This is a genomic window from Streptomyces sp. NPDC003016 (assembly GCF_053591455.1).
Genome location: NZ_JBSFTV010000008.1, coordinates 183,188 through 206,159 on the forward strand (window position 1 = coordinate 183,188; position 22,972 = coordinate 206,159).

Annotated in this window: 21 protein-coding genes and 1 pseudogene; 19 read left to right on the forward strand and 3 right to left on the reverse strand. The window is 70.5% G+C overall.

Features of this window, described 5'->3' with window-relative positions:
• Positions 1-150: 150 nt before the first annotated feature.
• Complete coding sequence (locus ACWDZ4_RS09510; RefSeq protein WP_451507829.1) at positions 151-1,569, forward strand: sugar porter family MFS transporter; 1,419 nt, start codon at positions 151-153, stop codon at positions 1,567-1,569.
• A gap of 98 nt (positions 1,570-1,667) precedes the next feature.
• On the opposite strand, the gene ACWDZ4_RS09515 is transcribed toward ACWDZ4_RS09510, so the two are convergent.
• On the reverse strand, positions 1,668-3,143 hold the full coding sequence (locus tag ACWDZ4_RS09515; RefSeq protein WP_451507830.1) for a cytosine permease: 1,476 nt from the start codon (positions 3,141-3,143) through the stop codon (positions 1,668-1,670).
• A 153-nt stretch (positions 3,144-3,296) separates the two neighbouring features.
• On the opposite strand from ACWDZ4_RS09515, the gene ftsY reads away from it, so the two are divergent.
• Complete coding sequence (gene ftsY / locus ACWDZ4_RS09520; protein WP_451507831.1) at positions 3,297-4,520, forward strand: signal recognition particle-docking protein FtsY; 1,224 nt, start codon at positions 3,297-3,299, stop codon at positions 4,518-4,520.
• Positions 4,521-4,635: 115 nt separating this feature from the next.
• Here the strand turns inward: ftsY and ACWDZ4_RS09525 are convergent, their stop codons facing one another.
• The gene (locus tag ACWDZ4_RS09525) at positions 4,636-5,355 is read right to left on the reverse strand and encodes a bifunctional DNA primase/polymerase (RefSeq protein WP_451507832.1); all 720 of its coding nucleotides are present in this window, start codon (positions 5,353-5,355) and stop codon (positions 4,636-4,638) included.
• A 431-nt stretch (positions 5,356-5,786) separates the two neighbouring features.
• Here ACWDZ4_RS09525 and nsdA point away from each other — a divergent pair, with 431 nt between their 5' ends.
• The 5 genes from nsdA (at position 5,787) to ffh (ending at position 13,491) form a co-directional block, all read left to right on the forward strand.
• Positions 5,787-7,262 carry a transcriptional repressor NsdA gene (gene nsdA, locus ACWDZ4_RS09530; RefSeq protein WP_451507833.1) on the forward strand — a complete coding sequence of 492 codons (1,476 nt, stop codon included), beginning with the start codon at positions 5,787-5,789 and terminating at the stop codon, positions 7,260-7,262.
• A gap of 360 nt (positions 7,263-7,622) precedes the next feature.
• Positions 7,623-8,987: an ammonium transporter gene (locus ACWDZ4_RS09535; protein ID WP_451507834.1), complete on the forward strand. Its 1,365-nt coding sequence runs from the start codon at positions 7,623-7,625 to the stop codon at positions 8,985-8,987.
• Complete coding sequence (locus ACWDZ4_RS09540) at positions 8,984-9,322, forward strand: P-II family nitrogen regulator (RefSeq protein WP_274562355.1); 339 nt, start codon at positions 8,984-8,986, stop codon at positions 9,320-9,322. The genes ACWDZ4_RS09535 and ACWDZ4_RS09540 overlap by 4 nt, the downstream gene beginning before the upstream one ends.
• Before the next feature lie 43 nt (positions 9,323-9,365).
• Positions 9,366-11,849 carry a [protein-PII] uridylyltransferase gene (locus tag ACWDZ4_RS09545; RefSeq protein ID WP_451507835.1) on the forward strand — a complete coding sequence of 828 codons (2,484 nt, stop codon included), beginning with the start codon at positions 9,366-9,368 and terminating at the stop codon, positions 11,847-11,849.
• A 91-nt stretch (positions 11,850-11,940) separates the two neighbouring features.
• Positions 11,941-13,491 carry a signal recognition particle protein gene (ffh, locus tag ACWDZ4_RS09550; protein WP_451507836.1) on the forward strand — a complete coding sequence of 517 codons (1,551 nt, stop codon included), beginning with the start codon at positions 11,941-11,943 and terminating at the stop codon, positions 13,489-13,491.
• A gap of 66 nt (positions 13,492-13,557) precedes the next feature.
• On the opposite strand, the gene ACWDZ4_RS09555 is transcribed toward ffh, so the two are convergent.
• Positions 13,558-14,430, reverse strand: coding sequence for an SAM-dependent methyltransferase (locus ACWDZ4_RS09555; RefSeq protein ID WP_451507837.1), 873 nt, complete (start codon positions 14,428-14,430; stop codon positions 13,558-13,560).
• 580 nt (positions 14,431-15,010) lie between these two features.
• Between ACWDZ4_RS09555 and ACWDZ4_RS09560 the strand changes: the two genes are divergently transcribed.
• The 12 genes and pseudogenes from ACWDZ4_RS09560 (at position 15,011) to ACWDZ4_RS09615 (ending at position 22,927) form a co-directional block, all read left to right on the forward strand.
• Complete coding sequence (locus ACWDZ4_RS09560) at positions 15,011-15,604, forward strand: hypothetical protein (RefSeq protein WP_344499847.1); 594 nt, start codon at positions 15,011-15,013, stop codon at positions 15,602-15,604.
• A 216-nt stretch (positions 15,605-15,820) separates the two neighbouring features.
• Complete coding sequence (gene rpsP, locus ACWDZ4_RS09565) at positions 15,821-16,267, forward strand: 30S ribosomal protein S16 (RefSeq protein WP_093798808.1); 447 nt, start codon at positions 15,821-15,823, stop codon at positions 16,265-16,267.
• A 2-nt stretch (positions 16,268-16,269) separates the two neighbouring features.
• On the forward strand, positions 16,270-16,509 hold the full coding sequence (locus tag ACWDZ4_RS09570; protein WP_003980229.1) for an RNA-binding protein: 240 nt from the start codon (positions 16,270-16,272) through the stop codon (positions 16,507-16,509).
• A gap of 91 nt (positions 16,510-16,600) precedes the next feature.
• Entirely contained in the window at positions 16,601-17,203 is a 603-nt protein-coding gene (gene rimM, locus ACWDZ4_RS09575; RefSeq protein WP_451507838.1) for a ribosome maturation factor RimM, read from the forward strand.
• Complete coding sequence (gene trmD, locus ACWDZ4_RS09580; RefSeq protein ID WP_451507839.1) at positions 17,200-18,021, forward strand: tRNA (guanosine(37)-N1)-methyltransferase TrmD; 822 nt, start codon at positions 17,200-17,202, stop codon at positions 18,019-18,021. The genes rimM and trmD overlap by 4 nt, the downstream gene beginning before the upstream one ends.
• Before the next feature lie 131 nt (positions 18,022-18,152).
• Complete coding sequence (rplS, locus tag ACWDZ4_RS09585; protein WP_344499839.1) at positions 18,153-18,503, forward strand: 50S ribosomal protein L19; 351 nt, start codon at positions 18,153-18,155, stop codon at positions 18,501-18,503.
• 45 nt (positions 18,504-18,548) lie between these two features.
• Positions 18,549-19,310 (forward strand): signal peptidase I, encoded by a 762-nt coding sequence (gene lepB, locus ACWDZ4_RS09590; RefSeq protein ID WP_451507840.1) that lies wholly within the window; start codon positions 18,549-18,551, stop codon positions 19,308-19,310.
• Positions 19,303-20,350, forward strand: a pseudogene (gene lepB, locus ACWDZ4_RS09595) (signal peptidase I). The gene lepB (ACWDZ4_RS09590) and the pseudogene lepB (ACWDZ4_RS09595) overlap by 8 nt, the downstream one beginning before the upstream one ends.
• A complete protein-coding gene (gene lepB / locus ACWDZ4_RS09600; protein WP_451507865.1) occupies positions 20,277-21,185 on the forward strand; it encodes a signal peptidase I in 909 nt (302 codons plus the stop codon). The pseudogene lepB (ACWDZ4_RS09595) and the gene lepB (ACWDZ4_RS09600) overlap by 74 nt, the downstream one beginning before the upstream one ends.
• Before the next feature lie 50 nt (positions 21,186-21,235).
• Positions 21,236-21,967, forward strand: a complete 732-nt coding sequence (lepB, locus tag ACWDZ4_RS09605; RefSeq protein ID WP_451507841.1) for a signal peptidase I — start codon at positions 21,236-21,238, stop codon at positions 21,965-21,967.
• Positions 21,968-21,986: 19 nt separating this feature from the next.
• Positions 21,987-22,562, forward strand: coding sequence for an NUDIX hydrolase (locus tag ACWDZ4_RS09610; RefSeq protein WP_451507866.1), 576 nt, complete (start codon positions 21,987-21,989; stop codon positions 22,560-22,562).
• Between the two features lie 56 nt (positions 22,563-22,618).
• Complete coding sequence (locus ACWDZ4_RS09615; RefSeq protein ID WP_003965949.1) at positions 22,619-22,927, forward strand: DUF2469 domain-containing protein; 309 nt, start codon at positions 22,619-22,621, stop codon at positions 22,925-22,927.
• The last annotated feature ends 45 nt before the right edge of the window (positions 22,928-22,972 follow it).

Below are 22,972 nucleotides of genomic sequence, written 5' to 3' on the forward strand. Positions count from 1 at the left end.
TCACTACGCCTTCCTCTTGACTTCGAAACTTGAAGGCATAGTCTCGGCAACGTCGTTTTTACCTTCAAGTGGTGGGCCACTCGATGTTGTGCCCCACTTGAAGTGCTTGCCCCCCACGCCAGGCAACGCGGCCAGGCACCAGGAGTTAATGTGACCAGCACTGCGCAACCACCGGCGTCCGGAGCCCGCGAAGCCCACCCGGATCACCTCGGCCACGTCATTTTCATCACGGCCGCGGCCGCGATGGGCGGTTTCCTCTTCGGCTACGACAGCTCCGTCATCAACGGCGCGGTCGAGGGCATCCGAGGCAAGTACGACGTAGGGTCCGCGACCCTCGCGCAGGTCATCGCCATCGCCCTGATCGGCTGTGCCATCGGCGCCGCCACCGCGGGCCGCATCGCCGACCGCATCGGCCGTATCCGCGTCATGCAGATCGCGGCCGCGCTGTTCACGATCAGTGCCGTCGGCTCCGCGCTTCCCTTCGCCCTGTGGGACCTCGCCTTCTGGCGGGTCCTCGGCGGCATCGCCATCGGCATGGCCTCGGTCATCGGCCCCGCCTACATCGCGGAGGTCGCCCCGCCGGCATACCGAGGCCGCCTCGGTGCCTTCCAGCAGGCCGCCATCGTCATCGGCATCGCCGTCTCCCAGCTCGTCAACTGGGGCATCCTCAACCTCGCCGACGGCGACCAGCGCGGCAAGCTGCTCGGCATCGAGGCCTGGCAGGTCATGCTCGGCGTCATGGTGGTCCCGGCCGTGCTCTACGGCCTGCTCTCCTTCGTCATCCCCGAGTCGCCGCGCTTCCTGATCTCCGTGGGCAAGGTCGACAAGGCCAAGAAGATCCTGGCCGACGTCGAGGGCAAGAACGTCAACCTCGACCTGCGCGTCTCCGAGATCGAGCACGCGATGCACAGTGAGCACAAGTCCACGTTCAAGGACCTCCTCGGCAGCCGCTTCGGTTTCCTGCCCATCGTCTGGGTCGGTATCGGCCTCTCGGTCTTCCAGCAGCTGGTCGGCATCAACGTCGCCTTCTACTACTCCGCGACGCTGTGGCAGTCGGTCGGCATCAACCCGAGCGACTCCTTCTTCTACTCGTTCACCACGTCGATCATCAACATCGTCGGCACCGTGATCGCCATGATCTTCGTCGACCGGATCGGCCGCAGGCCGCTCGCGCTCATCGGCTCGACCGGCATGGCGCTCGCCCTGGCCTTCGAGGCCTGGGCCTTCTCCGCGAACCTGGTCGACGGCAAGCTGCCGCACGTCGAGGGCATCGTCGCGCTGGTCGCGGCCCATGTCTTCGTGCTCTTCTTCGCCCTCTCGTGGGGTGTCGTGGTCTGGGTCTTCCTCGGCGAGATGTTCCCGAACCGGCTCCGCGCCGCCGCGCTCGGCGTCGCCGCCTCCGCGCAGTGGATCGCCAACTGGGCGATCACCGCGAGCTTCCCGAGCCTCTCCGAGTGGAACCTCTCGGGGACGTACGTGATCTACACGGTCTTCGCCGTGCTCTCGATCCCCTTCGTGCTCAAGTTCGTGAAGGAGACCAAGGGCAAGGCGTTGGAGGAGATGGGCTAACCCCCGCTGCCCCTCTCCTCGACGACGGAACTGCCCCGGCTCAGACGCTGAGCCGGGGCAGTTCCGTCGTGTCGCGCGGTTACGTCAGCCGGGTCAGGTCAGACGGACAGGCTTTTGGCGGGCTCGGCCTCGCGCCCGGCCTCGGTCCGCGGCTCCGGCGTCGCGGCCGGGGCCACGGGCTTCGTCCTCGGCAGGACCGCGTACAGCAGCGCCGCCACGACGACCGTCGCCGCCCAGCCCAGGCCGTTGCGCCCGATCCAGGAACCGGCGAGCGGCCCGGTGAACCAGTCGACCTTGGTGAACAGCAGGCCCGCCACCAGGGCGACGCCCCACGCCACCATGGCCTGCCAGGCGAAACCGGCCCGGTACCAGTAACCACTGGTGCGGGTGGTGTCCATGAGCGCCTCACCGTCGTACGTACGACGGCTGAGCATGTCCACACCGAACACGCCGATCCACGCGGAGAACGCCACGGCCAGCAGCGTCAGGAAGGAGATGAACGAACCGAAGAAGCTCGTCGCCACCACCATCAGCAGGAAGCCGAAGATCAGGCTGATGACCGCGTTGACGCTCACGGCCCAGGCCCGCGGCACCGTGATGCCCAGCGTCTGCGCCGTGAAGCCGGCCGAGTACATCGACATCGAGTTGATCAGCAGCATGCCGATCAGGGCGATCAGCAGGTACGGAACGGCGATCCAGGTCGGCAGCAGCTCGCCGATGAAGGACACCGGGTCGGCGGCCGACGCCAGGTCCGGCGTACTGACGGCCATGACCGCGCCCATCACCACCATCGGCAGTACGACGACACCCGCGCCGCCGACGGTCGTGGAGACCAGGGCCTTGCCCGACGCCGTACGCGGCAGATAGCGCGTGAAGTCCGGGCCCGAGGGGACCCAGCTGATGCCGCCGGCCGCGATGGTGCCGATGCCCGCGATCATCATCGCGGTGGAACCGGCGGGCTTGGCGAACACGGCGGACCAGTCGGTGCCGGCGATCAGATAGACCAGCACGAGCACGCTGAAGGCGCCGAAGAAGTACGTCGACCAGGTGCTGCACCGGCGCAGGGCGTTGATGCCCAGACCCGACACCAGGAAGGTGCAGCCGACGAAGAGCAGCAGCGTCACGACGATCAGCGTGGTGTTGCTCTTGATGCCGAAGAGCAGATCGAGCACGGTCAGCACGGCGTACGCACCGGTCACCGCGTTGATCGTCTCCCAGCCCCAGCGCGCGACCCAGATCAGCGAGCCGGGGAAGAGGTTGCCGCGCTGGCCGAAGACGGCGCGGGAGAGCGCCATGCCGGGGGACCCGCCGCGCTTGCCCGCGATCGAGATCAGGCCGACGAGCCCGTACGAGACGACGGGCCCGGCGACGGCCACGGCCAGCACCTGCCAGAAGTTCAGGCCGTTGAAGACGACCAGGCCGGCGCCCATGGTGAGCAGGAGCACGCTGATGTTGGCGGCGACCCAGGTGGGGAAGAGCTCGCGGACGCGGCCCGAGCGCTCATGGTCGGGAACGGGCTCGAGACCGCGGGTCTCTATCGCGCCCTCGGACTCGGGGGCGGACGTTTCAGGCATGGGGGAACTCCGTGCGGTGGTGGGGGGATCAACAGCATCTTACGGGCACAGTTGCGCACGCTCCCCCCAAAAGGTCCAAATCCCCACCATGTACCTCGTGTGATCCTCCGAGGAGCCTCTTCGGGTACGGGTGTGGCTGATACTGGGTGGGTTATGGAAATCGTCATCCTTGCTGTAGTCATCGCCCTGGTCGCGATCGGCGCGATCAGCGGGCTCGTGGTCAGCAGCCGCAAGAAGAAGCAGCTGCCGCCCCAGGCGCCGCCGAGCACGCCGACCATCACCGCCCCGCCCGCCGAACCGCAGGTCGGCGAGGACGCGGCGCCACCGCGCGACGAAGCGCGCCGGACCATCGAGGAGGTGGGCCTCCCGGACGCGTCGACCGCCGTCAAGGAGCCCGTCGCCGTCGAGGATCCGGTCGTCGCCGAACCCGTCGCGCCCGAGATCGAGATCCCCGAGCCCACCGCCGGCCGCCTGGTGCGGCTGCGCGCCCGGCTCGCCCGTTCGCAGAACACGCTCGGCAAGGGTCTGCTGACCCTGCTCTCCCGCGAACACCTCGACGAGGACACCTGGGAGGAGATCGAGGAGACGCTGCTCACCGCGGACGTCGGCGTCGCCCCGACCCAGGAACTGGTCGACCGGCTGCGTGAGCGCGTACGGGTGCTCGGTACGCGTACGCCGGGCGACCTGCGCCTCCTGCTCCGCGAGGAGCTGCTGAACCTGCTCGGTACGGACATGGACCGGGCGGTGAAGACCGAGAGCGGCCTGGACACCCCGGGCGTGATCATGGTCGTCGGCGTCAACGGCACCGGCAAGACCACCACCACCGGCAAGCTCGCCCGCGTCCTGGTGGCCGACGGCCGCAGCGTGGTGCTCGGCGCCGCGGACACCTTCCGCGCCGCCGCCGCCGACCAGCTCCAGACCTGGGGTGAGCGGGTCGGCGCGCGCACGGTGCGCGGCCCCGAGGGCGGCGACCCGGCGTCGGTCGCCTTCGACGCGGTGAAGGAGGGCATCGCCGAGGGCGCCGACGTCGTACTCATCGACACGGCGGGACGGCTGCACACCAAGACCGGGCTCATGGACGAACTCGGCAAGGTCAAGCGTGTCGTGGAGAAGCACGGCCCGCTCGACGAGGTGCTGCTGGTGCTGGACGCGACGACGGGACAGAACGGCCTGGTGCAGGCGCGGGTGTTCGCCGAGGTCGTGAACATCACCGGCATCGTACTGACGAAGCTGGACGGCACGGCCCGGGGCGGCATCGTGATCGCGGTCCAGCGCGAGCTCGGCGTACCGGTGAAGTTGATCGGCCTGGGGGAGGGCGCGGACGACCTCGCGCCGTTCGAACCGGAGGCGTTCGTCGACGCGCTCATCGGCGACTAGCCCGGGGTTCGGCCCCGGACCCCGGCCCGGTTGCCGACCGGCCCTCGACCGACGCAGAGAATCGCCGGACGAGCTCGATGCGAGCCGTCCGGCGATTGCCGTTCCCGGTGCGCCGCTACGCCGGGGAACGGTGCGCGATGTACGCCAGCGTTCCCAGCAGCAGCCGGGCCTGCGGCGGTGACTGCGCCGTGTCCAGCACCGGCGGCCGGAGCCAGCGGACCGGACCGAGGCCGCCGAGGTCGGACGGCGGCGCCACGATGTGGTCGCCGGGGCCCAGCCCGCGCAGATCGAGGTCCGCGTCGTCCCAGCCCATCCGGTAGAGCAGCCGGGGCAGCTCGGCGGCTGCTCCCGGGGCGACGAAGAAGTGGGCCCGCCCTTCCGGCGTCGCGGCCACCGGCCCCAGCGGCAGCCCCATCCGTTCCAGCCGTACGAGCGCCCGGCGCCCGGCGGCCTCGGCGACCTCGATGAGGTCGAACGTACGGCCCACGGGCAGCAGCACCGCCGCGCCGGGGAACCCGGACCAGGCCGTGGTGACCTCGTCGAGGGTGGCGCCCGCGGGCACCTCGGGCGCGAAGTCCAGCGGATGGGCGCCCGGTGCCCGGCACGCGATGTCGCCGCACGAGCAGTGCCGCGCTCCGGCGCGGGCGGAAACGGACTTCGCCGAGGCGGAGCCCGCCGAACCGGCGGAGCCGGCCGGCCCCGCCGTCGACGCTCTGGCGCCCGGCACCACGGCCCAGCCCCACAGTCCGGTGTACTCGGCCACTGTGGTGCAGTCCGACATGCGGTCGCGGCGCCGTGCGCCGGACAGTGTCTCCCGGCCGATCGTGAAGCCCATGCCCCCTCCAACGGTTCGAGTGCGCCGGTGGTTACGGCGCGGAGCCGCTCTGTGACGCTCCGCTGTGCCCGGACCGATCCGGTCCGGCGGCGCACGGTGTCGTGAGAGGTGGTGCGGACCGGGCCGCACGCCCCGGCGCGCACCGCTCCGCCGACTCTCGATCGTTGTATGTCAAGTGAAGCGCTCCCGGCCCCGGGAGAGTTCATTCGAAGGGGTGGCGAATGGTGGCGTTTATGGAATCACCATGGCCGGATGGGTGATCGTAGGATTACTTTCGGTGCACGAACCGCCGGAGATCACGACACGTGCGGGTATGCCGGAGGCAAGCCGGATTCCTGTTCGAGGGGGGCATTCCTCGGACAGCAGGCCGCAACTCGCGGCATTCTGTTACGGGTTCGCGCATAGAGGTTTCAGTGGATGGGGGCGTTCCAGTGGGCGGCAGTGGCGCAGGCGGTACGAACGCTGGAAAGCGCCCGAACGAGCAGTTGGGCTCGTGGTTCGTGCGCAGCGGCTGGTCGAAGGGCGAGCTCGCACGCCAGGTGAACCGCAGAGCGCGCCAGATGGGCGCGCACCACATCAGCACGGACACCTCACGGGTGCGCCGCTGGCTGGACGGCGAGCAGCCGCGCGAGCCGATCCCGCGCATCCTCTCCGAGCTCTTCTCCGAACGGTTCGGCAGCGTCGTCGCCGTCGAGGACATCGGACTGCGCTCCGCGCATCAGTCACCCTCCGTGTCCGGAGTCGACCTGCCCTGGGCGGGCCCCCAGACGGTCGCCCTGCTCAGCGAGTTCTCGCGCAGCGACCTGATGCTCGCGCGGCGCGGCTTCCTCGGGACCTCGCTGGCGCTCGCCGCGGGGCCCGCCCTCATCGAGCCCATGCAGCGCTGGCTCGTCCCCGGGCCCCCCGCCGTCCCCGGCCGCCCGGAGACGGCCGCGTCCTCGCGGCGGCCGTCCCGGCTCTCGGGGCCGGAGCTGGACCTGCTGGAGTCCACGACCATGATGTTCCGCCAGTGGGACGCCCAGTGCGGCGGCGGGCTGCGGCGCAAGGCCGTCGTCGGACAGCTCCACGAAGTCACGGACCTGCTCCAGGAGCCGCAGCCCGAGGCCACGTCCAAGCGGCTCTTCAAATGCGCCGCCGAACTGGCCGAGCTGGCCGGCTGGATGAGTTACGACGTGGGCCTGCAGCCCACGGCGCAGAAGTACTTCGTGCTCGCCCTGCACGCGGCCAAGGAAGCCGGCGACAAACCGTTCGGCAGCTACGTCCTGTCGAGCATGAGCCGCCAGATGATCCACCTCGGCCGTCCCGACGACGCGCTGGAACTGGTCCACCTCGCGCAGTACGGCAGCCGCGACTGCGCCACGCCCCGGACCCAGGCGATGCTGTATGCGATGGAGGCCCGCGCCTATGCCAACATCGGGCAGCCCAGCAAGTGCAAGCGGGCCGTCCGGATGGCCGAGGACACCTTCGCGGACGCGGGCCTGGACGGCGAGCCCGAGCCGGACTGGATCCGCTTCTTCTCCGAGGCCGAGCTGAACGGCGAGAACGCCCACTCGTACCGCGACCTGGCCTATGTCGCCGGACGCAGCCCCACCTACGCCTCGCTCTCCGAGCCCGTCATGGAGCGCGCGGTGGAGCTCTTCGGCAAGGACGACGAACACCAGCGTTCGTACGCACTCAACCTCATCGGCATGGCCACCGTGCATCTGCTGAAGCGCGAACCCGAGCAGTCCGTCGTACTGGCCGAAAAGGCCCTCGCGGTCGCCAGGCGCGTCCGTTCCGAGCGGGTGAACAACCGGCTCCGCAAGACCGTCGACACCGCCGCCAGGGACTTCGGCGACGTCGCCGAAGTCCTCGATCTCACCGACAGGCTCGCAGCCCAGCTGCCCGAAGCCGCGGAAGCGGTCTGAGGCCCCGGCCCCCGCGCCGCCACAGACGCCGGCCGCGACCGGCCACCCCGTAAAGCCCGACTCGGCTCCCCCGCGCCAGGCCAACCGGGTGGCGGGCGCGGCCGGTTTTCGCTGTGCGGTGCCTGCTGTGGGCAGAGGGTACCGGCGGCACGCGGCCCCGGCCCGGCGGTTCACCCGTACGTAACACGCACGACCTCTTCGTCACTGGTGCGAAACATCGGGCGGCATCGGCCGAAACGGCGCTGCGCCAACCTCATGGCCCATAAGCGGCGCACCCCTTTGCTGCCGAACCGGCCAGCAGGCCGGCAGGCCACCAGGCTCCGCCCCCGCACGGGCCGCACCGACGACGAGGAGACGCCGATGCCTCCAGGCATCACGACGCTTGCCGCAGACACGACCGAACTGTCTGCCGCCAATACCGGCTTCATGCTCATCTGTTCCGCCCTGGTGATGCTCATGACGCCGGGCCTGGCCTTCTTCTACGGAGGCATGGTCCGCGTCAAGTCCACCCTGAACATGCTGATGATGAGCTTCATCAGCCTCGGGATCGTCACGGTCCTCTGGGTGCTGTACGGCTTCAGCCTCGCCTTCGGCACCGACATCGGCTCGGTCGTCGGCTGGTCGTCGGAGTACGTCGGACTGAGCGGCATCGGAGTCACGGAGCTCTGGGACGGCTACACCATCCCGGTCTACGTCTTCGCCGCCTTCCAGCTGATGTTCGCGATCCTCACCCCCGCCCTGATCAGCGGCGCCCTGGCCGACCGCGTCAAGTTCACCGCCTGGGCGCTGTTCGTCGCCCTGTGGGTCACCGCCGTCTACTTCCCGGTCGCGCACTGGGTGTGGGGCACCGGCGGCTGGCTCTTCGAGATGGGCGTCATCGACTTCGCGGGCGGCACGGCCGTCCACATCAACGCCGGCGCCGCGGCGCTCGGCGTCATCCTCGTCATCGGAAAGCGCGTCGGGTTCAAGAAGGACCCGATGCGCCCGCACAGCCTGCCGCTGGTGATGCTCGGCGCCGGACTCCTGTGGTTCGGCTGGTTCGGCTTCAACGCCGGCTCCTGGCTGGGCAACGACGACGGCGTCGGCGCCGTGATGTTCCTCAACACCCAGGTCGCCACCGCCGCCGCCATGCTCGCCTGGCTGGCGTACGAGAAGATCCGGCACGGCTCGTTCACCACCCTGGGCGCCGCCTCCGGCGCCGTCGCGGGCCTCGTCGCGATCACCCCGGCCGGCGGCTCGGTCAGCCCGCTCGGCGCGATCGCCGTCGGCGTCATCGCCGGTCTGCTGTGCGCGATGGCCGTCGGCCTCAAGTACAAGCTGGGTTACGACGACTCCCTGGACGTCATCGGCGTCCATCTCGTCGGCGGCATCGCCGGCTCGCTGCTCGTCGGCTTCTTCGCCACCGGCGGCGTCCAGTCCGACGCCAAGGGCCTCTTCTACGGCGGCGGGCTCGACCAGCTCGGCAAGCAGGCCGTGGGCGTCGTCGCCGTACTGGCCTACTCTCTGGTGGTCTCCGCGCTCCTCGCCTTCGTCATCGACAAGGTGATGGGCATGCGGGTCCCCGAGGACGACGAGGTCTTGGGCATCGACCAGGTCGAACACGCCGAGACGGCGTACGACTTCAGCGGAGCGGGCGGCGGTTCGGCCTCCCGCACGGCCGTGTCCGAGCCCGGCCGGACCGACAGGGCGGGCGCCGCGACGCAGAACAAGAAGGTGGACGCATGAAGCTCATCACCGCGGTCGTGAAGCCGCACCGGCTCGACGAGATCAAGGAGGCCCTCCAGGCCTTCGGGGTCCAGGGACTCACGGTCACCGAGGCCAGCGGCTACGGCCGCCAGCGCGGCCACACCGAGGTCTACCGGGGCGCCGAGTACACGGTCGATCTCGTACCGAAGATCCGGATCGAGGTGCTGGTCGAGGACAGTGACGCCGAACAGCTCATCGACGTGGTGGTGAAAGCCGCCCGTACCGGCAAGATCGGTGACGGCAAGGTGTGGAGCGTGCCGGTCGAGACGGCGGTCAGGGTACGGACCGGCGAACGCGGCCCGGACGCCCTCTGACCGGATGCCCTTCGACCGGAACGCATGAAACGGGAGCTGCTGGGTGACGAGCGTAGAAGTGACCACCGAACCGTCCGACGACTCGGGACCCAGCGGCTACGCGGCGGCCCGGCTGCGACTTCTCCAGGAGAAGTCGCGGTCCGGGCCGCCGCGCCGCTCCGGCCTCGCCCGGCTGACCGACGACTGGCTGGGCGCGCTGTTCACCACGGCCGCCCTCGAGGCGGGGGTGCGCGGCGCGGCCCTCGTCGCCGTCGGCGGATACGGCCGGGGCGAACTGTCGCCGCGCAGTGACCTCGACCTCCTCCTCCTGCACGACGGAAGCGCCGACAAGGCCGCGATCGCAGCCCTCGCCGACCGTGTCTGGTACCCGGTGTGGGACCTGGGCATCGCCCTCGACCACTCCGTACGCACGTCCGCCGAGGCCCGTACCACCGCCGCCGAGGACCTCAAAGTGCACCTCGGGCTCCTCGACGCCCGGCACATCGCCGGCGACCTCGGCGTCACCGCCGGACTGCGCACCGCCGTACTCGCCGACTGGCGCAACCTCGCCCCCAAGCGGCTGCCCGAACTGCACGAGCTCTGCCAGGAACGGGCCGTACGCCAGGGCGAACTGCAGTACCTCCTCGAACCCGACCTCAAGGAGGCGCGCGGCGGTCTGCGCGACGCCACCGCCCTGCGCGCCGTCGCCGCCTCCTGGCTCGCCGACGCCCCGCGCGAGGGCCTCGACGCGGCGCGGCGCCGGCTCCTCGACGTACGCGACGCACTGCACCTGACCACCGGACGCGCCACCGACCGCCTCGCCCTCCAGGAACAGGACCAGGTCGCCGCCGAGCTCGGCCTGCTGGACGCCGACACCCTGCTGCGCGAGGTGTACGAAGCGGCGCGCACCATCTCGTACGCCGGCGACGTCACCTGGCGCGAGGTGAACCGGGTCCTGCGCGCCCGGTCGCTGCGCCCCCGGCTGCGCGCCATGCTCGGCGGCAGGACCCCCGCCACCGACCGCACCCCGCTCGCGGAAGGAGTCGTCGAGCAGGACGGCGAGGTGGTGCTCGCCCGCACCGCGCGCCCCGAGCGCGACGCCGTGCTCCCGCTGCGGGCCGCCGCCGCGGCGGCCCAGTCGGGGCTGCCCGTCTCCCTGCACGCCGTACGCCGCCTCGCGGCCGTCGCCAGGCCACTGCCCGTGCCCTGGCCGGCCGAGGCGCGCGAGGAGCTCGTCACCCTCCTCGGCGCGGGCGAGGCGACCGTCGGGGTGTGGGAGGCGCTGGAGGCCGAAGGGCTCATCACCCGGCTGCTGCCGGACTGGGAGCGGGTCCGGTGCCGTCCGCAGCGCAACCCCGTCCACACCTGGACCGTCGACCGGCACCTGGTCGAGACGGCCGTACGGGCCTCCGCGCTCACCCGCCGGGTCGGGCGCCCCGACCTGCTGCTGACCGCCGCCCTGCTGCACGACTTCGGCAAGGGCTGGCCCGGCGACCACTCGGTGGCCGGCGAGATCATCGCCCGCGACGTGGCCACCCGGATCGGTTTCGACCGGCACGACGTCGGCGTGATCGCCACGCTCGTACGCCACCACCTCCTCCTCGTCGAGACCGCCACCCGGCGCGACCTGGACGACCCGGCCACCGTCCGCTCGGTGGCCGACGCGGTCAAGGCGACCGGCACCCTCGAACTCCTGCACGCCCTCACCGAGGCCGACGCACTGGCCACCGGGCCCGCCGCCTGGTCCACCTGGCGCGCCTCGCTCGTCGCCGACCTGGTGAAACGTGTCGCCGCCGTCCTCGCCGGCGAAGCCCCGGCCGAACCCGAACCCGCCGCTCCCAGCGCGGAGCAGGAGCGCCTCGCCGTCGAGGCGTTCCGTACCGGTGGGCCCGTCCTCTCGCTGCGCGCGCAGCCGGAGGGCCACGGGGGGGACGCGGCCGAGGAGCCGGAGCCGCTCGGCGTCGAGCTGCTGATCGCCGTGCCGGACCAGCCCGGTGTCCTGCCCGCGGTGGCCGGCGTACTGGCGATGCACCGGCTGACCGTACGCACGGCGGAACTGCGGGCCGCCGAACTCCCGCCCTCGGTGGTGGCCGGCGCCCCCGCGTCGCGGGCCGGCGTACTGCTGCTCGACTGGCGGGTGGCCGCGGAGTACGGATCGCTGCCCCAGGCGGTCCGGCTGCGCGCCGATCTCGTACGCGCCCTGGACGGCTCGCTCGACATCCCGGCCCGCCTCGCGGAGCGGGAGCGCGCGTACGAGAAGAACCCGCGCAGGCGGGGCGCGCAGGCCCCGCCGCCCCGCGTCACGGTGGCCCCCGCCGGGTCCCGGCTCGCGACGGTGATCGAGGTCCGGGCCCAGGACGCCCCGGGCCTGCTGCACCGCATCGGTCACGCGCTGGAGTCCGCGAACCTACGGGTGCGCAGCGCGCATGTGTCGACCCTGGGCGCGAACGCGGTCGACGCCTTCTACGTCACAGGCCCCGAAGGCGCCCCGCTCCCGGAGATCGAGGCGGCCGAGGTGGCCGGGGCGCTGGAGGGCGCGCTGCGGTAAGGAGCAGGGGGCAGACCCCGACACGGACAGACAGTTACCCTGGGGGACGTCTGTGACCACCCGCCCCCTGACCCGAGGATTCGCGACCGCCGTGTTCGATACTCTTTCCGACCGCCTCGCAGCGACATTCAAAAACCTCCGGGGCAAGGGCCGCCTGTCCGAGGCGGACATCGACGCCACGGCACGTGAGATCCGTATCGCGCTGTTGGAAGCGGACGTCGCGCTGCCCGTCGTCCGGACGTTCATCAAGCAGGTCAAGGAGCGTGCCGCCGGGGCCGAGGTCTCGCAGGCGCTGAATCCGGCGCAGCAGGTCATCAAGATCGTCAACGAGGAGCTCGTCGGCATCCTCGGCGGCGAGACCCGCCGTCTGCGGTTCGCCAAGAACCCGCCCACCGTGATCATGCTTGCGGGTCTCCAGGGCGCCGGCAAGACGACCCTCGCCGGAAAGCTGGGCCTGTGGCTCAAGGGCCAGGGCCACTCGCCGATCCTGGTCGCCTGCGACCTCCAGCGCCCCAACGCCGTCAACCAGCTGAGCGTCGTCGCCGAGCGCGCCGGTGTCGCGGTGTACGCGCCGGAGCCCGGCAACGGCGTCGGCGACCCGGTCCAGGTCGCCAAGGACTCCATCGAGTACGCCAAGAACAAGCTGCACGACATCGTCATCGTCGACACCGCGGGCCGCCTCGGCATCGACCAGGAGCTGATGCAGCAGGCCGCGGACATCCGCGACGCCGTCAGCCCCGACGAGGTCCTCTTCGTCGTCGACGCGATGATCGGTCAGGACGCGGTCAACACCGCCGAGGCCTTCCGCGACGGCGTCGGCTTCGACGGTGTGGTGCTGTCCAAGCTCGACGGTGACGCCCGCGGTGGCGCCGCCCTGTCGATCGCCAAGGTGACCGGCCGCCAGATCATGTTCGCCTCGAACGGCGAGAAGCTGGACGACTTCGACGCGTTCCACCCGGACCGCATGGCGTCCCGCATCCTCGGCATGGGCGACATGCTGTCGCTCATCGAGAAGGCCGAGCAGACCTTCAGCCAGCAAGAGGCCGAAGCGATGGCGGCCAAACTGGCGAAGGGGCCCAAGGAGTTCACGCTCGACGACTTCCTGGCCCAGATGGAGCAGGTCCGCAAGATGGGCTCCATCTCCAAGCTGCTCGGCATGATGCCCGGCATGGGGCAGATCAAGGAGCAGATCGCCAACATCGACGAGCGCGACGTGGACCGTACCGCCGCGATCATCAAGTCGATGACCCCCGCCGAGCGCCAGGACCCGACGATCATCAACGGTTCGCGCCGGGCCCGTGTCGCCAAGGGCTCGGGCGTCGACGTCAGTGCCGTGAAGAACCTGGTGGAGCGGTTCTTCGAGGCGCGCAAGATGATGTCGAAGATGGCCCAGGGCGGCGGGATGCCGGGGATGCCCGGCATCCCGGGCATGGGCGGCGGCCCCGGCCGTCAGAAGAAGCAGCAGAAGCAGGCCAAGGGCAAGCGCAAGAGCGGCAACCCGATGAAGCGCAAGCTGGAGGAGCAGGCCGCGGCCGAGCGCCGCGAGCAGGCCGCGCAGTCGGGCGGCGCGCTGGGCCTGCCGGCCGGCCAGAGCGGCCAGGACTTCGAACTGCCCGACGAGTTCAAGAAGTTCATGGGCTGACGCCCGGCCGTAGTGCGTGCAGCGCCGTGGGCGCCCGCTCCTTCCCGGGGCGGACGCCCACGCCGTTCACTGCGTACGCGCGATCAGGTAGCGGAAGACGTTGGACATCCAGACCGTTCCGTCCCGCCGCACGTGGGGGTGGAGGGCCTCGGTGAGTTCCTTCCTCACCTGCGCCGGGTCCGTGGCCCGGACGGCCGCGTCGAACAGTCCGGTCGACAGGAGCCCGCGTACGGCGCTGTCCATGTCGGCGTAACCGAAGGGGCACGCGACCCGCCCCGAGCCGTCCGGTTTCAGTCCGGCCCGCGAGGCCACGTCCTCCAGGTCGTCCCTGAGCGCGGGGCGCCAGCCGCGGCCGGCGGCGCGCGGGCTCTCGGTCAGCCGGGAGGCGACCCGCAGCACCGCGGAGGTCGCACAGCGCTCGGGCGGTCCCCAGCCGGCCAGGACCACTTCGCTGCCCCGCTCGGCGAGCGGTATCGCGCTTTCGAGCGCCGCGGCGAGCCGGTCGGAATCACCGGCCGCGCAACCCAGTGGTTCGAACGCGGTGACGAGGTTGTACGCGGGGACGGAGGCGTCGCAGACCTCCGCCGAACCGCCTTCGAACAATCGGGTGGCCCCGTGAGGCGCGCCCTCCCGGCCGCCACCGCTCTGCGACGCGTCCGACAACAGGCGCTCACGGGCCAGCGCGACCCGGGCGGGGTCGGCTTCGACGCCTGTCACGTGCGCACCGCGCGACGCGGCGATCAGCAGGGCGAGCCCCGAGCCGCAGCCGAGACCGAGCAGCCGGGTGGCAGGGCCCGCCTCGAGCCGTTCGTACGCCGCTTCGTACAACGGGACCAGCATCCGTTCCTGGATCTCGGCCCAGTCACGGGCGCGTGTACCCGCGTCCGTCGCCGGCGGTGAAGCCGCGTTCGGGTGGTGCCGGACGAGCGTAGGTGTCATCGAAAGCGCCCCAATCCGCCGAGAGGTCATGACGTGTCCTGATGGACGTCCCCCGTGTGCGTGCGCTCGTACTCCCCGTATGTCAGGGAACTCCGCATCCGGCACCAAGTCCAGGGGTTGAAGGGCAATGCTTGCGTGCCCCTGCCGTGCGCCCCCGCGCCGGAGCGGATATCAGCTTCCAGAGTGCCGCCGACGAGCCGATCGCGCCACGGGAAGGGAACGCGACCGTGCGTCGCCGCGGCCGTACCGCGTCTGGTTCCGGGAAGCGGGGCGGTACAGGAGGCCGGGAACGCCCCCGGTACTGTCGCTGTCGTGGTCCGCGTCCCCCGGGAACGCCCGCCGGCGCCCGGGACGCCACTCGCGCCGCCCGGAGCAAGTGATGCCCCGGCGTGCGGTCTTTGTCTACGCGCCGGGGCGTACGCGCGGGTACGCCCCGTGTTGACGGGTGCTGGGCGACTCCTCCGCAGATCAGCGCACCCGCCCTCGTCAGGACCCATCAATGGCAACTGACGGGTACGTGCAAATTATTTGGGATGGCCCGGAATAGGAACACCGGGGCACCCCGGCTCGTTGTCACGACGTGAGCACGACACCACCTGTTCTCGCCGCAGAGCTGGCGCAGGCGTGGGCCGACATTCAGCGGTACCACCCCGAGCTGCCAGATCTAGCCGCGCCCGAGTCCCTGATCGGAGAGTCCTCGTCCGCCTGCGGAGCCGAACTCTCCTTCGAACGACTGCTGCACGAGGCAGTCCACGGCATCGCCGCCGCGCGCGGTGTCCGCGACACCTCGCGCGCTGGCCGCTACCACAACCGCAGATTCCTCGCGATCGCCGAGGAGATGGGGCTCGACCATCCCGAGGAACCGCACCCCAGCAGCGGCTTCTCGCTGGTCTCGCTCAACCCCGAGGCGAGGCGGCGCTACCGGCCGACGATCGAGCGGCTCCAGCGCGCCCTCAAGGCGCACACGGTCGCGACCGCGGCAGACACCAAGCGCACTTTCCGCGGGCCTGCCGCCCGGCACGGCTCGTCCGGCGGCGGGGTGCGGGTCAAGGCCGTCTGCGACTGCGGGCGCAACGTCCGCGTCGTTCCGTCGGTCCTGGCCCAGGCCCCGATCGTGTGCGGCGGCTGCGGGAAGCCGTTCCGCATCCCGGAAGTGGTGGCTGCGGCGAGCTGACCGTCCTTTTTGACACTGCTTCCGCCAGGTGGGCAGCGGTGCCGGCCGGGTGATGCCGTGCCGCAGGTGTGTGGCACAATGGCTAGCTGTACTCGACAGCCGCACAGGAACCCTCTCGCCTCCGGCTGACGCGTCCATCGGGCACCCCGAGTACCGCAACCCCACGTGGCATCTTGTTGTGCCCCACCACGTCATAGACCAGGAGACACCACTCCAGTGGCAGTCAAGATCAAGCTGAAGCGTCTGGGCAAGATCCGTTCGCCTCACTACCGCATCGTCGTCGCCGACTCCCGTACCCGCCGTGACGGCCGGGCCATCGAGGAGATCGGTCTGTACCACCCGGTGCAGAACCCCTCGCGCATCGAGGTCAACTCCGAGCGTGCCCAGTACTGGCTGTCCGTCGGCGCCCAGCCGACCGAGCCGGTCATGGCCATCCTGAAGCTCACCGGCGACTGGCAGGCGCACAAGGGTCTTCCGGCCCCGGCGCCGCTGCTCCAGCCGGAGCCGAAGGCCGACAAGCGTGCCGCGTTCGACGCGTTCGCCAAGGGTCTCGAGGGTGGCGACGAGTCCAAGGGTGAGGCGATCACTCAGAAGGCGAAGAAGGCCGACAAGAAGGCTGACGAGGCTCCCGCGGCCGAGTCCACCGAGTCGACCGAGGCCTGAGCATGCTCGAGGAGGCTCTTGAGCACCTCGTGAAGGGCATTGTCGACAACCCCGACGATGTGCAGGTGGCCTCGCGCACCCTGCGCCGCGGACGCGTGCTGGAAGTCCGGGTCCACCCGGACGACCTCGGCAAGGTGATCGGCCGCAACGGCCGCACCGCTCGCGCTCTGCGTACGGTCGTGGGCGCCATCGGCGGCCGTGGCATCCGCGTCGACCTCGTCGACGTGGACCAGGTCCGCTGACAAAGTTGACCGTTTTACCTAGATACGCCGGCTCGGGCCGGGGAGGGCTCCAGGGCCCTCCCCGGCCCGTAGTCGTACGACAGGAGAAGAAGTGCAGCTCGTAGTCGCGCGGATCGGCCGCGCCCACGGGATCAAGGGCGAAGTCACGGTCGAGGTACGTACGGACGAGCCGGAGCTTCGGCTCGGACCCGGTGCCGTACTCGCCACGGACCCGGCCTCCGCCGGGCCGCTGACGGTCGAGACCGGCCGGGTGCACAGCGGCAGGCTGCTGCTGCGCTTCGCGGGCGTCAAGGACCGTACGGCCGCCGAAGCACTGCGCAACATCCTCCTCATCGCCGAGATCGACCCGCAGGAGACCCCGGAGGACCCCGAGGAGTTCTACGACCACCAGCTGATGGACCTCGACGTCGTCCTGGCCGACGGCACCGAGGTCGGCCGGATCACCGAGATCACCCACCTGCCCTCCCAGGACCTGTTCATCGTGAAGCGGCCCGACGGCAGCGAAGTGATGATCCCCTTCGTCGAGGAGATCGTCACCGAGATCGACCTGGAGGAGCAGCGCGCGGTCATCACCCCGCCGCCGGGGCTGATCGACGACAGCCAGGCCGAGGTCGCCTCGTCGAGGGACGAGGCCGATGGCGAGACCGGTGACGGGAGCGACGGGAGCGGCAAGAGCGGGGACGGCGGCGCATGAGGCTCGACGTCGTCACGATCTTCCCCGAGTACCTGGAACCGCTGAACGTCTCGCTCGTCGGCAAGGCACGCGCGCGCGGGCAGCTCGACGTCCGTGTGCACGACCTCAGGGAGTGGACGTACGACCGCCACAACACGGTCGACGACACCCCTTACGGCGGCGGCCCCGGCATGGTCATGAAGACCGGCCCCTGGGGGGCCGCCCTCGACGACGCCCTGGCCGACGGCTACGAGAGCGGGGCGCACGGCCCGGTGCTGGTCGTGCCCACACCCAGCGGCCGCCCCTTCACCCAGGAGCTCGCCGTGGAGCTCTCCGAGCGGCCGTGGCTGGTCTTCACGCCCGCGCGCTACGAGGGCATCGACCGCCGCGTCATCGACGAGTACGCCACCCGGATGCCGGTGTACGAGGTCTCCATCGGGGACTACGTCCTGGCCGGCGGCGAGGCTGCCGTACTGGTGATCACCGAGGCCGTGGCCCGGCTGCTGCCCGGTGTCCTCGGTAACGCCGAGTCGCACCGCGACGACTCCTTCGCGCCCGGCGCGATGGCCGACCTCCTCGAGGGTCCCGTCTACACCAAGCCGCCCGAGTGGCGCGGCCACGGGATCCCGGACGTCCTGCTCAGCGGGCACCACGGGAAGATCGCCCGGTGGCGGCGGGACGAGGCGCTGCGCCGTACGACCGCCAACAGGCCGGACCTCGTCGAGCGCTGCGATCCCGCGGCCTTCGACAAGAAGGACCGCGAGATGCTGAGCATCCTCGGCTGGCGGCCCGGCCCCGACGGCCGATTTGGGCGTAACCCCGAGGCCGTGGAAGAATGAGCCGCTGCTGTACGTCCGGCGTGCGCCCCTGCCACAGGGGGAACGACGCCCGCCCGACGCGGACAGCACCCCGAAACTCTCTTATCGAATTCCGTCGATGACCTGTGGCATCGGCGAGGAAGCAGACCCACATGTCCAGCCTTCTCGACTCCGTCGACTCCGCATCGCTGCGCACCGACCTTCCCGCGTTCCGCCCCGGTGACACCGTGAACGTCCACGTTCGCGTCATCGAGGGCAACCGCTCGCGTGTGCAGCAGTTCAAGGGTGTAGTCATCCGCCGCCAGGGTTCGGGCGTCCGCGAGACCTTCACGGTCCGCAAGGTCTCCTTCTCCGTCGGCGTCGAGCGCACCTTCCCGGTGCACAGCCCGATCTTCGAGAAGATCGAGCTCGTCTCCCGCGGTGACGTCCGTCGCGCGAAGCTGTACTTCCTCCGTGAGCTGCGCGGCAAGGCCGCGAAGATCAAGGAGAAGCGCGACCGCTGATCGCGGACTCGGCTCCTGGGACCGGCCGGATAGGCTCACGTCCCGATGGACACCGAACCACACGACACGGAGCGCGACCGCTCTCCCGCCCCCGGAACAAGGGAGGGAGAGGGGTCGCGCTCCGTGCGTTTTCTCGACGCCCCGTGGCGCAGGCCGGCCCTGCTGGGCCTCGCGTGCACGGCTTTCCTGCTGCTGTTCAGCACCTTCGTGATGCAGCCCTTCCTGATTCCCAGCGGCTCGATGCAGCCCACCCTCGCCGTGGGCGACCGGGTGCTCGTCAACAAGTTGGCGTACCGTTTCGGTTCCGTACCGCTCCGTGGTGACGTGGTCGTGTTCGACGGCACCGGGTCCTTCGTGCGCGAGGAGCCCGCCGGGAACCCGGTCGCAGGGCTGGCGCGGTGGGCGGCCGCGGCCGTGGGTCTGGCCGAGCCCGCCGAGACCGACTACATCAAGCGCGTGGTGGGTGTGGGCGGCGACCGGGTCGTGTGCTGCGACAAGCGGGGGAGGGTCGAGGTGAACGGCCGGCCGGTGGACGAGGAGTACCTGTACCCGGGCGACGCCCCGTCGCAGGTTCCGTTCGACATCGTCGTACCGCAGGGCACGCTGTGGGTCATGGGCGACCACAGGTCGCACTCCCGCGACTCCCGCGACCACCTGGGCGAGCCGGGCGGCGGCATGGTCCCCGTCGAGAAGCTTGTCGGGCGGGCGGACTGGATCGGCTGGCCGGTGGGCCGCTGGACCTCGCTGGAGCGGTCCAGTGCCTTTACGCGCGTCACCGCGCCCGGGCCGGCCGGGTCCCATGGGTAACCGCGGGCGGGCACGGGCGAACCACCGTGCGGACACCCGGCTGCCGACGGGTACGCGGCCGACGGACGGGCCCGCGCTGCCGGGCCGGGCGGACCGGCGCAAGCTGGCGCGGCGGGTGAAGCGGCGGCGGCGGCGGTCGGCCGTGAAGGAGATACCGATCCTCATCACGGTGGCGCTGCTGATCGCGCTCGTACTCAAGACCTTCCTGGTACAGGCCTTCGTGATCCCGTCCGGCTCGATGGAGCAGACGATCCGGATCGGCGACCGGGTGCTGGTCGACAAGCTGACACCGTGGTTCGGGTCGAAGCCGCAGCGCGGTGATGTGGTGGTCTTCAAGGACCCCGGCGGCTGGCTGCAGGAGGAGAAGACCGGCATCAAGGACGATCCGGTGGTCGTCAAGCAGATCAAGGAAGCCCTGACGTTCATCGGGCTGCTGCCGTCCGAGGACGAGCAGGACCTGATCAAGCGGGTGGTCGCGGTCGGCGGGGACACCGTCAAGTGCTGCGACAAGGACGGGCGGGTCACGGTCAACGGCGTACCGCTCGCGGAGCCGTACCTGAACCCCGGCGACCGTCCCTCCGAGCTGGAGTTCGATGTGGTGGTGCCCGCCGGGCGGATCTTCGTGATGGGGGACCACCGGTCGAACTCCGCCGATTCCCGCTTCCACCTGGACGAGGAGTTCCAGGGCACGGTCGGGGAGGAGGAGGTCGTCGGGCGGGCCGTCGTCATCGCGTGGCCCTTCGGTCACTGGCGGAAGCTGGAGGAGCCCGGGACGTACGCGACGGTCCCTGACGCGCGGCGGGGCGGCCTCGGCGGCCGGACCGTCGAATAGGGTGTCGTCCCAGGACCCGAACGCGGTGATCCTGCTCCCGACCCCTGCGGAACTCCCGCTCGTTATGGGAGTGGTGGGCCTGCGTCTGACATGGCGTGGGCGGTGGAACGGAGTGAGGAGTGGATGTGGGGGATTTGGCGGTCGGCGCACGATCCGAACGCGACGGGCCCGAGGAACGACCGGAGTCACCCGCAGCCGTGACCGATGACGCACGAGGCGAAGACACGACCAGCAACAGCGCAGGTACCAGCAGTGACGGCAGTGGCAGCGCGGGGCCGAAGAAGCCGCGTTCGTTCTGGAAGGAGCTGCCGCTGCTGATCGGTATCGCGCTCCTGCTCGCCCTGCTGATCAAGACCTTCCTGGTGCAGGCGTTCTCCATCCCTTCGGACTCGATGCAGAACACCTTGCAGCGGGGCGACCGGGTCCTGGTCGACAAGCTGACGCCGTGGTTCGGCTCGGAGCCGCAGCGCGGCGAGGTCGTGGTGTTCCATGACCCGGGCGGCTGGCTGGAGAACACCGCGTCGCCGGAGCCGAACATCGCACAGAAGTTCCTCAGCTTCATCGGCCTGATGCCGTCCGCGGAGGAGAAGGACCTGATCAAGCGGGTCATCGCGGTCGGCGGCGACACGGTCGAGTGCAAGAAGAACGGGCCGGTCAAGGTCAACGGGAAGGCGCTGGACGAGAAGTCGTTCGTCTTCTCCGGCGACACCCCGTGCAACGACGAGCCGTTCGGGCCGCTCAAGGTGGAGGACGGCCGGATCTGGGTGATGGGCGACCACCGGCAGAACTCGCTGGACTCGCGTTACCACCAGGAGCTGCCGGGCCACGGCACGGTCTCGAACGACGAGGTCGTCGGACGCGCCGTCGTGGTGGCGTGGCCGGTCGACCGCTGGTCCGTGCTGTCGGTCCCCGACACCTTCGACCAGCCGGGGCTGAGCGCGGCCGCGATGTCCGCGGCGCCCGGCGCGCTGGGGCTCGCGGGAGCGGTGCCGCTGGTGCTCTGGCGCAGGCGGAGGCTGACCGGCGGGCGTACCGCCGGGTAGGGTGCCGCTCGGATCAGCGATTTTCGATCTCCGAGGCGGGGAGCGCTGCGATGAGCGGAACAGGACGTACAGAAGGCGGCCGCGGCCGGCTCGGCAACGCATTGTCCGGGCTGGCCGTGGCCGTCGGCTGTGTGCTCTTCCTCGGCGGCTTCGCCTGGGGAGCGGTGCAGTACAAGCCGTACACGGTCCCGACCGATTCGATGGCCCCCTCGATCAAGGCGGGGGACCGGGTGCTCGCCCAGCGCATCGACGGCGGCGCGGTGCGGCGCGGAGACGTGGTGGTCTTCACGGACCCGGTGTGGGGCGATCTGCCGATGGTCAAGCGCGTGGTCGGGGTCGGCGGTGACAAGATCGCCTGCTGCGGCGAGGACGGCCGGCTCACCCTGAACGGCAAGCCCCTGGACGAGCCGTACCTGCGGGACGGGGAGCCGGCGTCGATCTCCCCCTTCACCGCCGAGGTGCCCGAGGGGCACCTCTTCCTGCTGGGTGACGAGCGGCGTACGTCGGTGGACTCGCGGGGGCACATCCAGGACGCCGCGAGGGGCACGGTCGAGGTGAGCCGTGTGGACGCGCGTGTGGACGCGGTGGCCTGGCCGCTGGGCGGGATGATCGACCGGCCGGCGGCCTTCGCGGCACTGCCCGGCGGGGTTTCGGCGCCGGGGCCGGTCGCCCCGGTGCTGGCCGCCGTGGTGGCGGGCGTGGTGCTGATCTTCGGTGGGGCGGCGTACGGGCCTGTCGCGCAGCGGATCGGGCGGGGCAAGGTGGGTACCGGTGGACGGTGAGGTGACGGTGGAAGCGGAAATGGCGGCGGCGGGAGCGCAGGCGGAGCCGGAGCCTCTTGCGGAGGCCGGGCCGCAGGCGGAGCCTCAGGTGCAGGCCGGGCCGCAGGCGGAGGCACCGCTCCGGAAGGTCGCGCGGGTGATCCTGCTCGACCCGGACGACCGCGTCCTGCTGATGCACGGGTACGAGCCGCAGGACCCGGCGAACACCTGGTGGTTCACCCCGGGCGGCGGGCTCGAGGGCGACGAGACGCGGGCCGAGGCCGCGCTGCGCGAGCTCGCGGAGGAGACGGGGATCACAGAGGTCGAGCTCGGCCCGGTGATCTGGCAGCGTCACTGCTCGTTCCGGTTCGACGGGCGACGCTGGGACCAGGACGAATGGTTCTACCTCGCCCGTACGGCGCAGACCGAGACGGCCCTGGACGGGCTGACCGTACTGGAGCGGCGGAGCGTCGCGGGCCTGAGGTGGTGGACCTCCGCCGAACTGTCCGCGACGCGTGAGACGGTGTACCCCATCAAGCTCGCCGGGCTGCTGCGTACGCTGCTCGACGAGGGTCCCCCTGGTACGCCGATGGTCTTGGCCCCGGAAGTCGCATAGGGGCGCACGGGGCTGGCGCACAATAGTGGGGACGCAAGGCTGAAGGGGAACATGCCATGAGCGCCGAGGACCTCGAGAAGTACGAGACCGAGATGGAGCTGAAGCTCTACCGGGAGTACCGCGACGTCGTCGGTCTGTTCAAATACGTGATCGAGACCGAGCGGCGTTTCTACCTCACCAACGACTACGAGATGCAGGTGCACTCGGTCCAGGGTGAGGTCTTCTTCGAAGTCTCCATGGCGGACGCCTGGGTCTGGGACATGTACAGGCCGGCGAGGTTCGTCAAGCAGGTACGGGTACTCACGTTCAAGGACGTGAACATCGAGGAGCTCAACAAGAGCGATCTCGAGCTTCCGGGTGGCTGAGTTTTCCACAACCGGCGGGTTGTCCACCAAGATCCACTAGCTGGC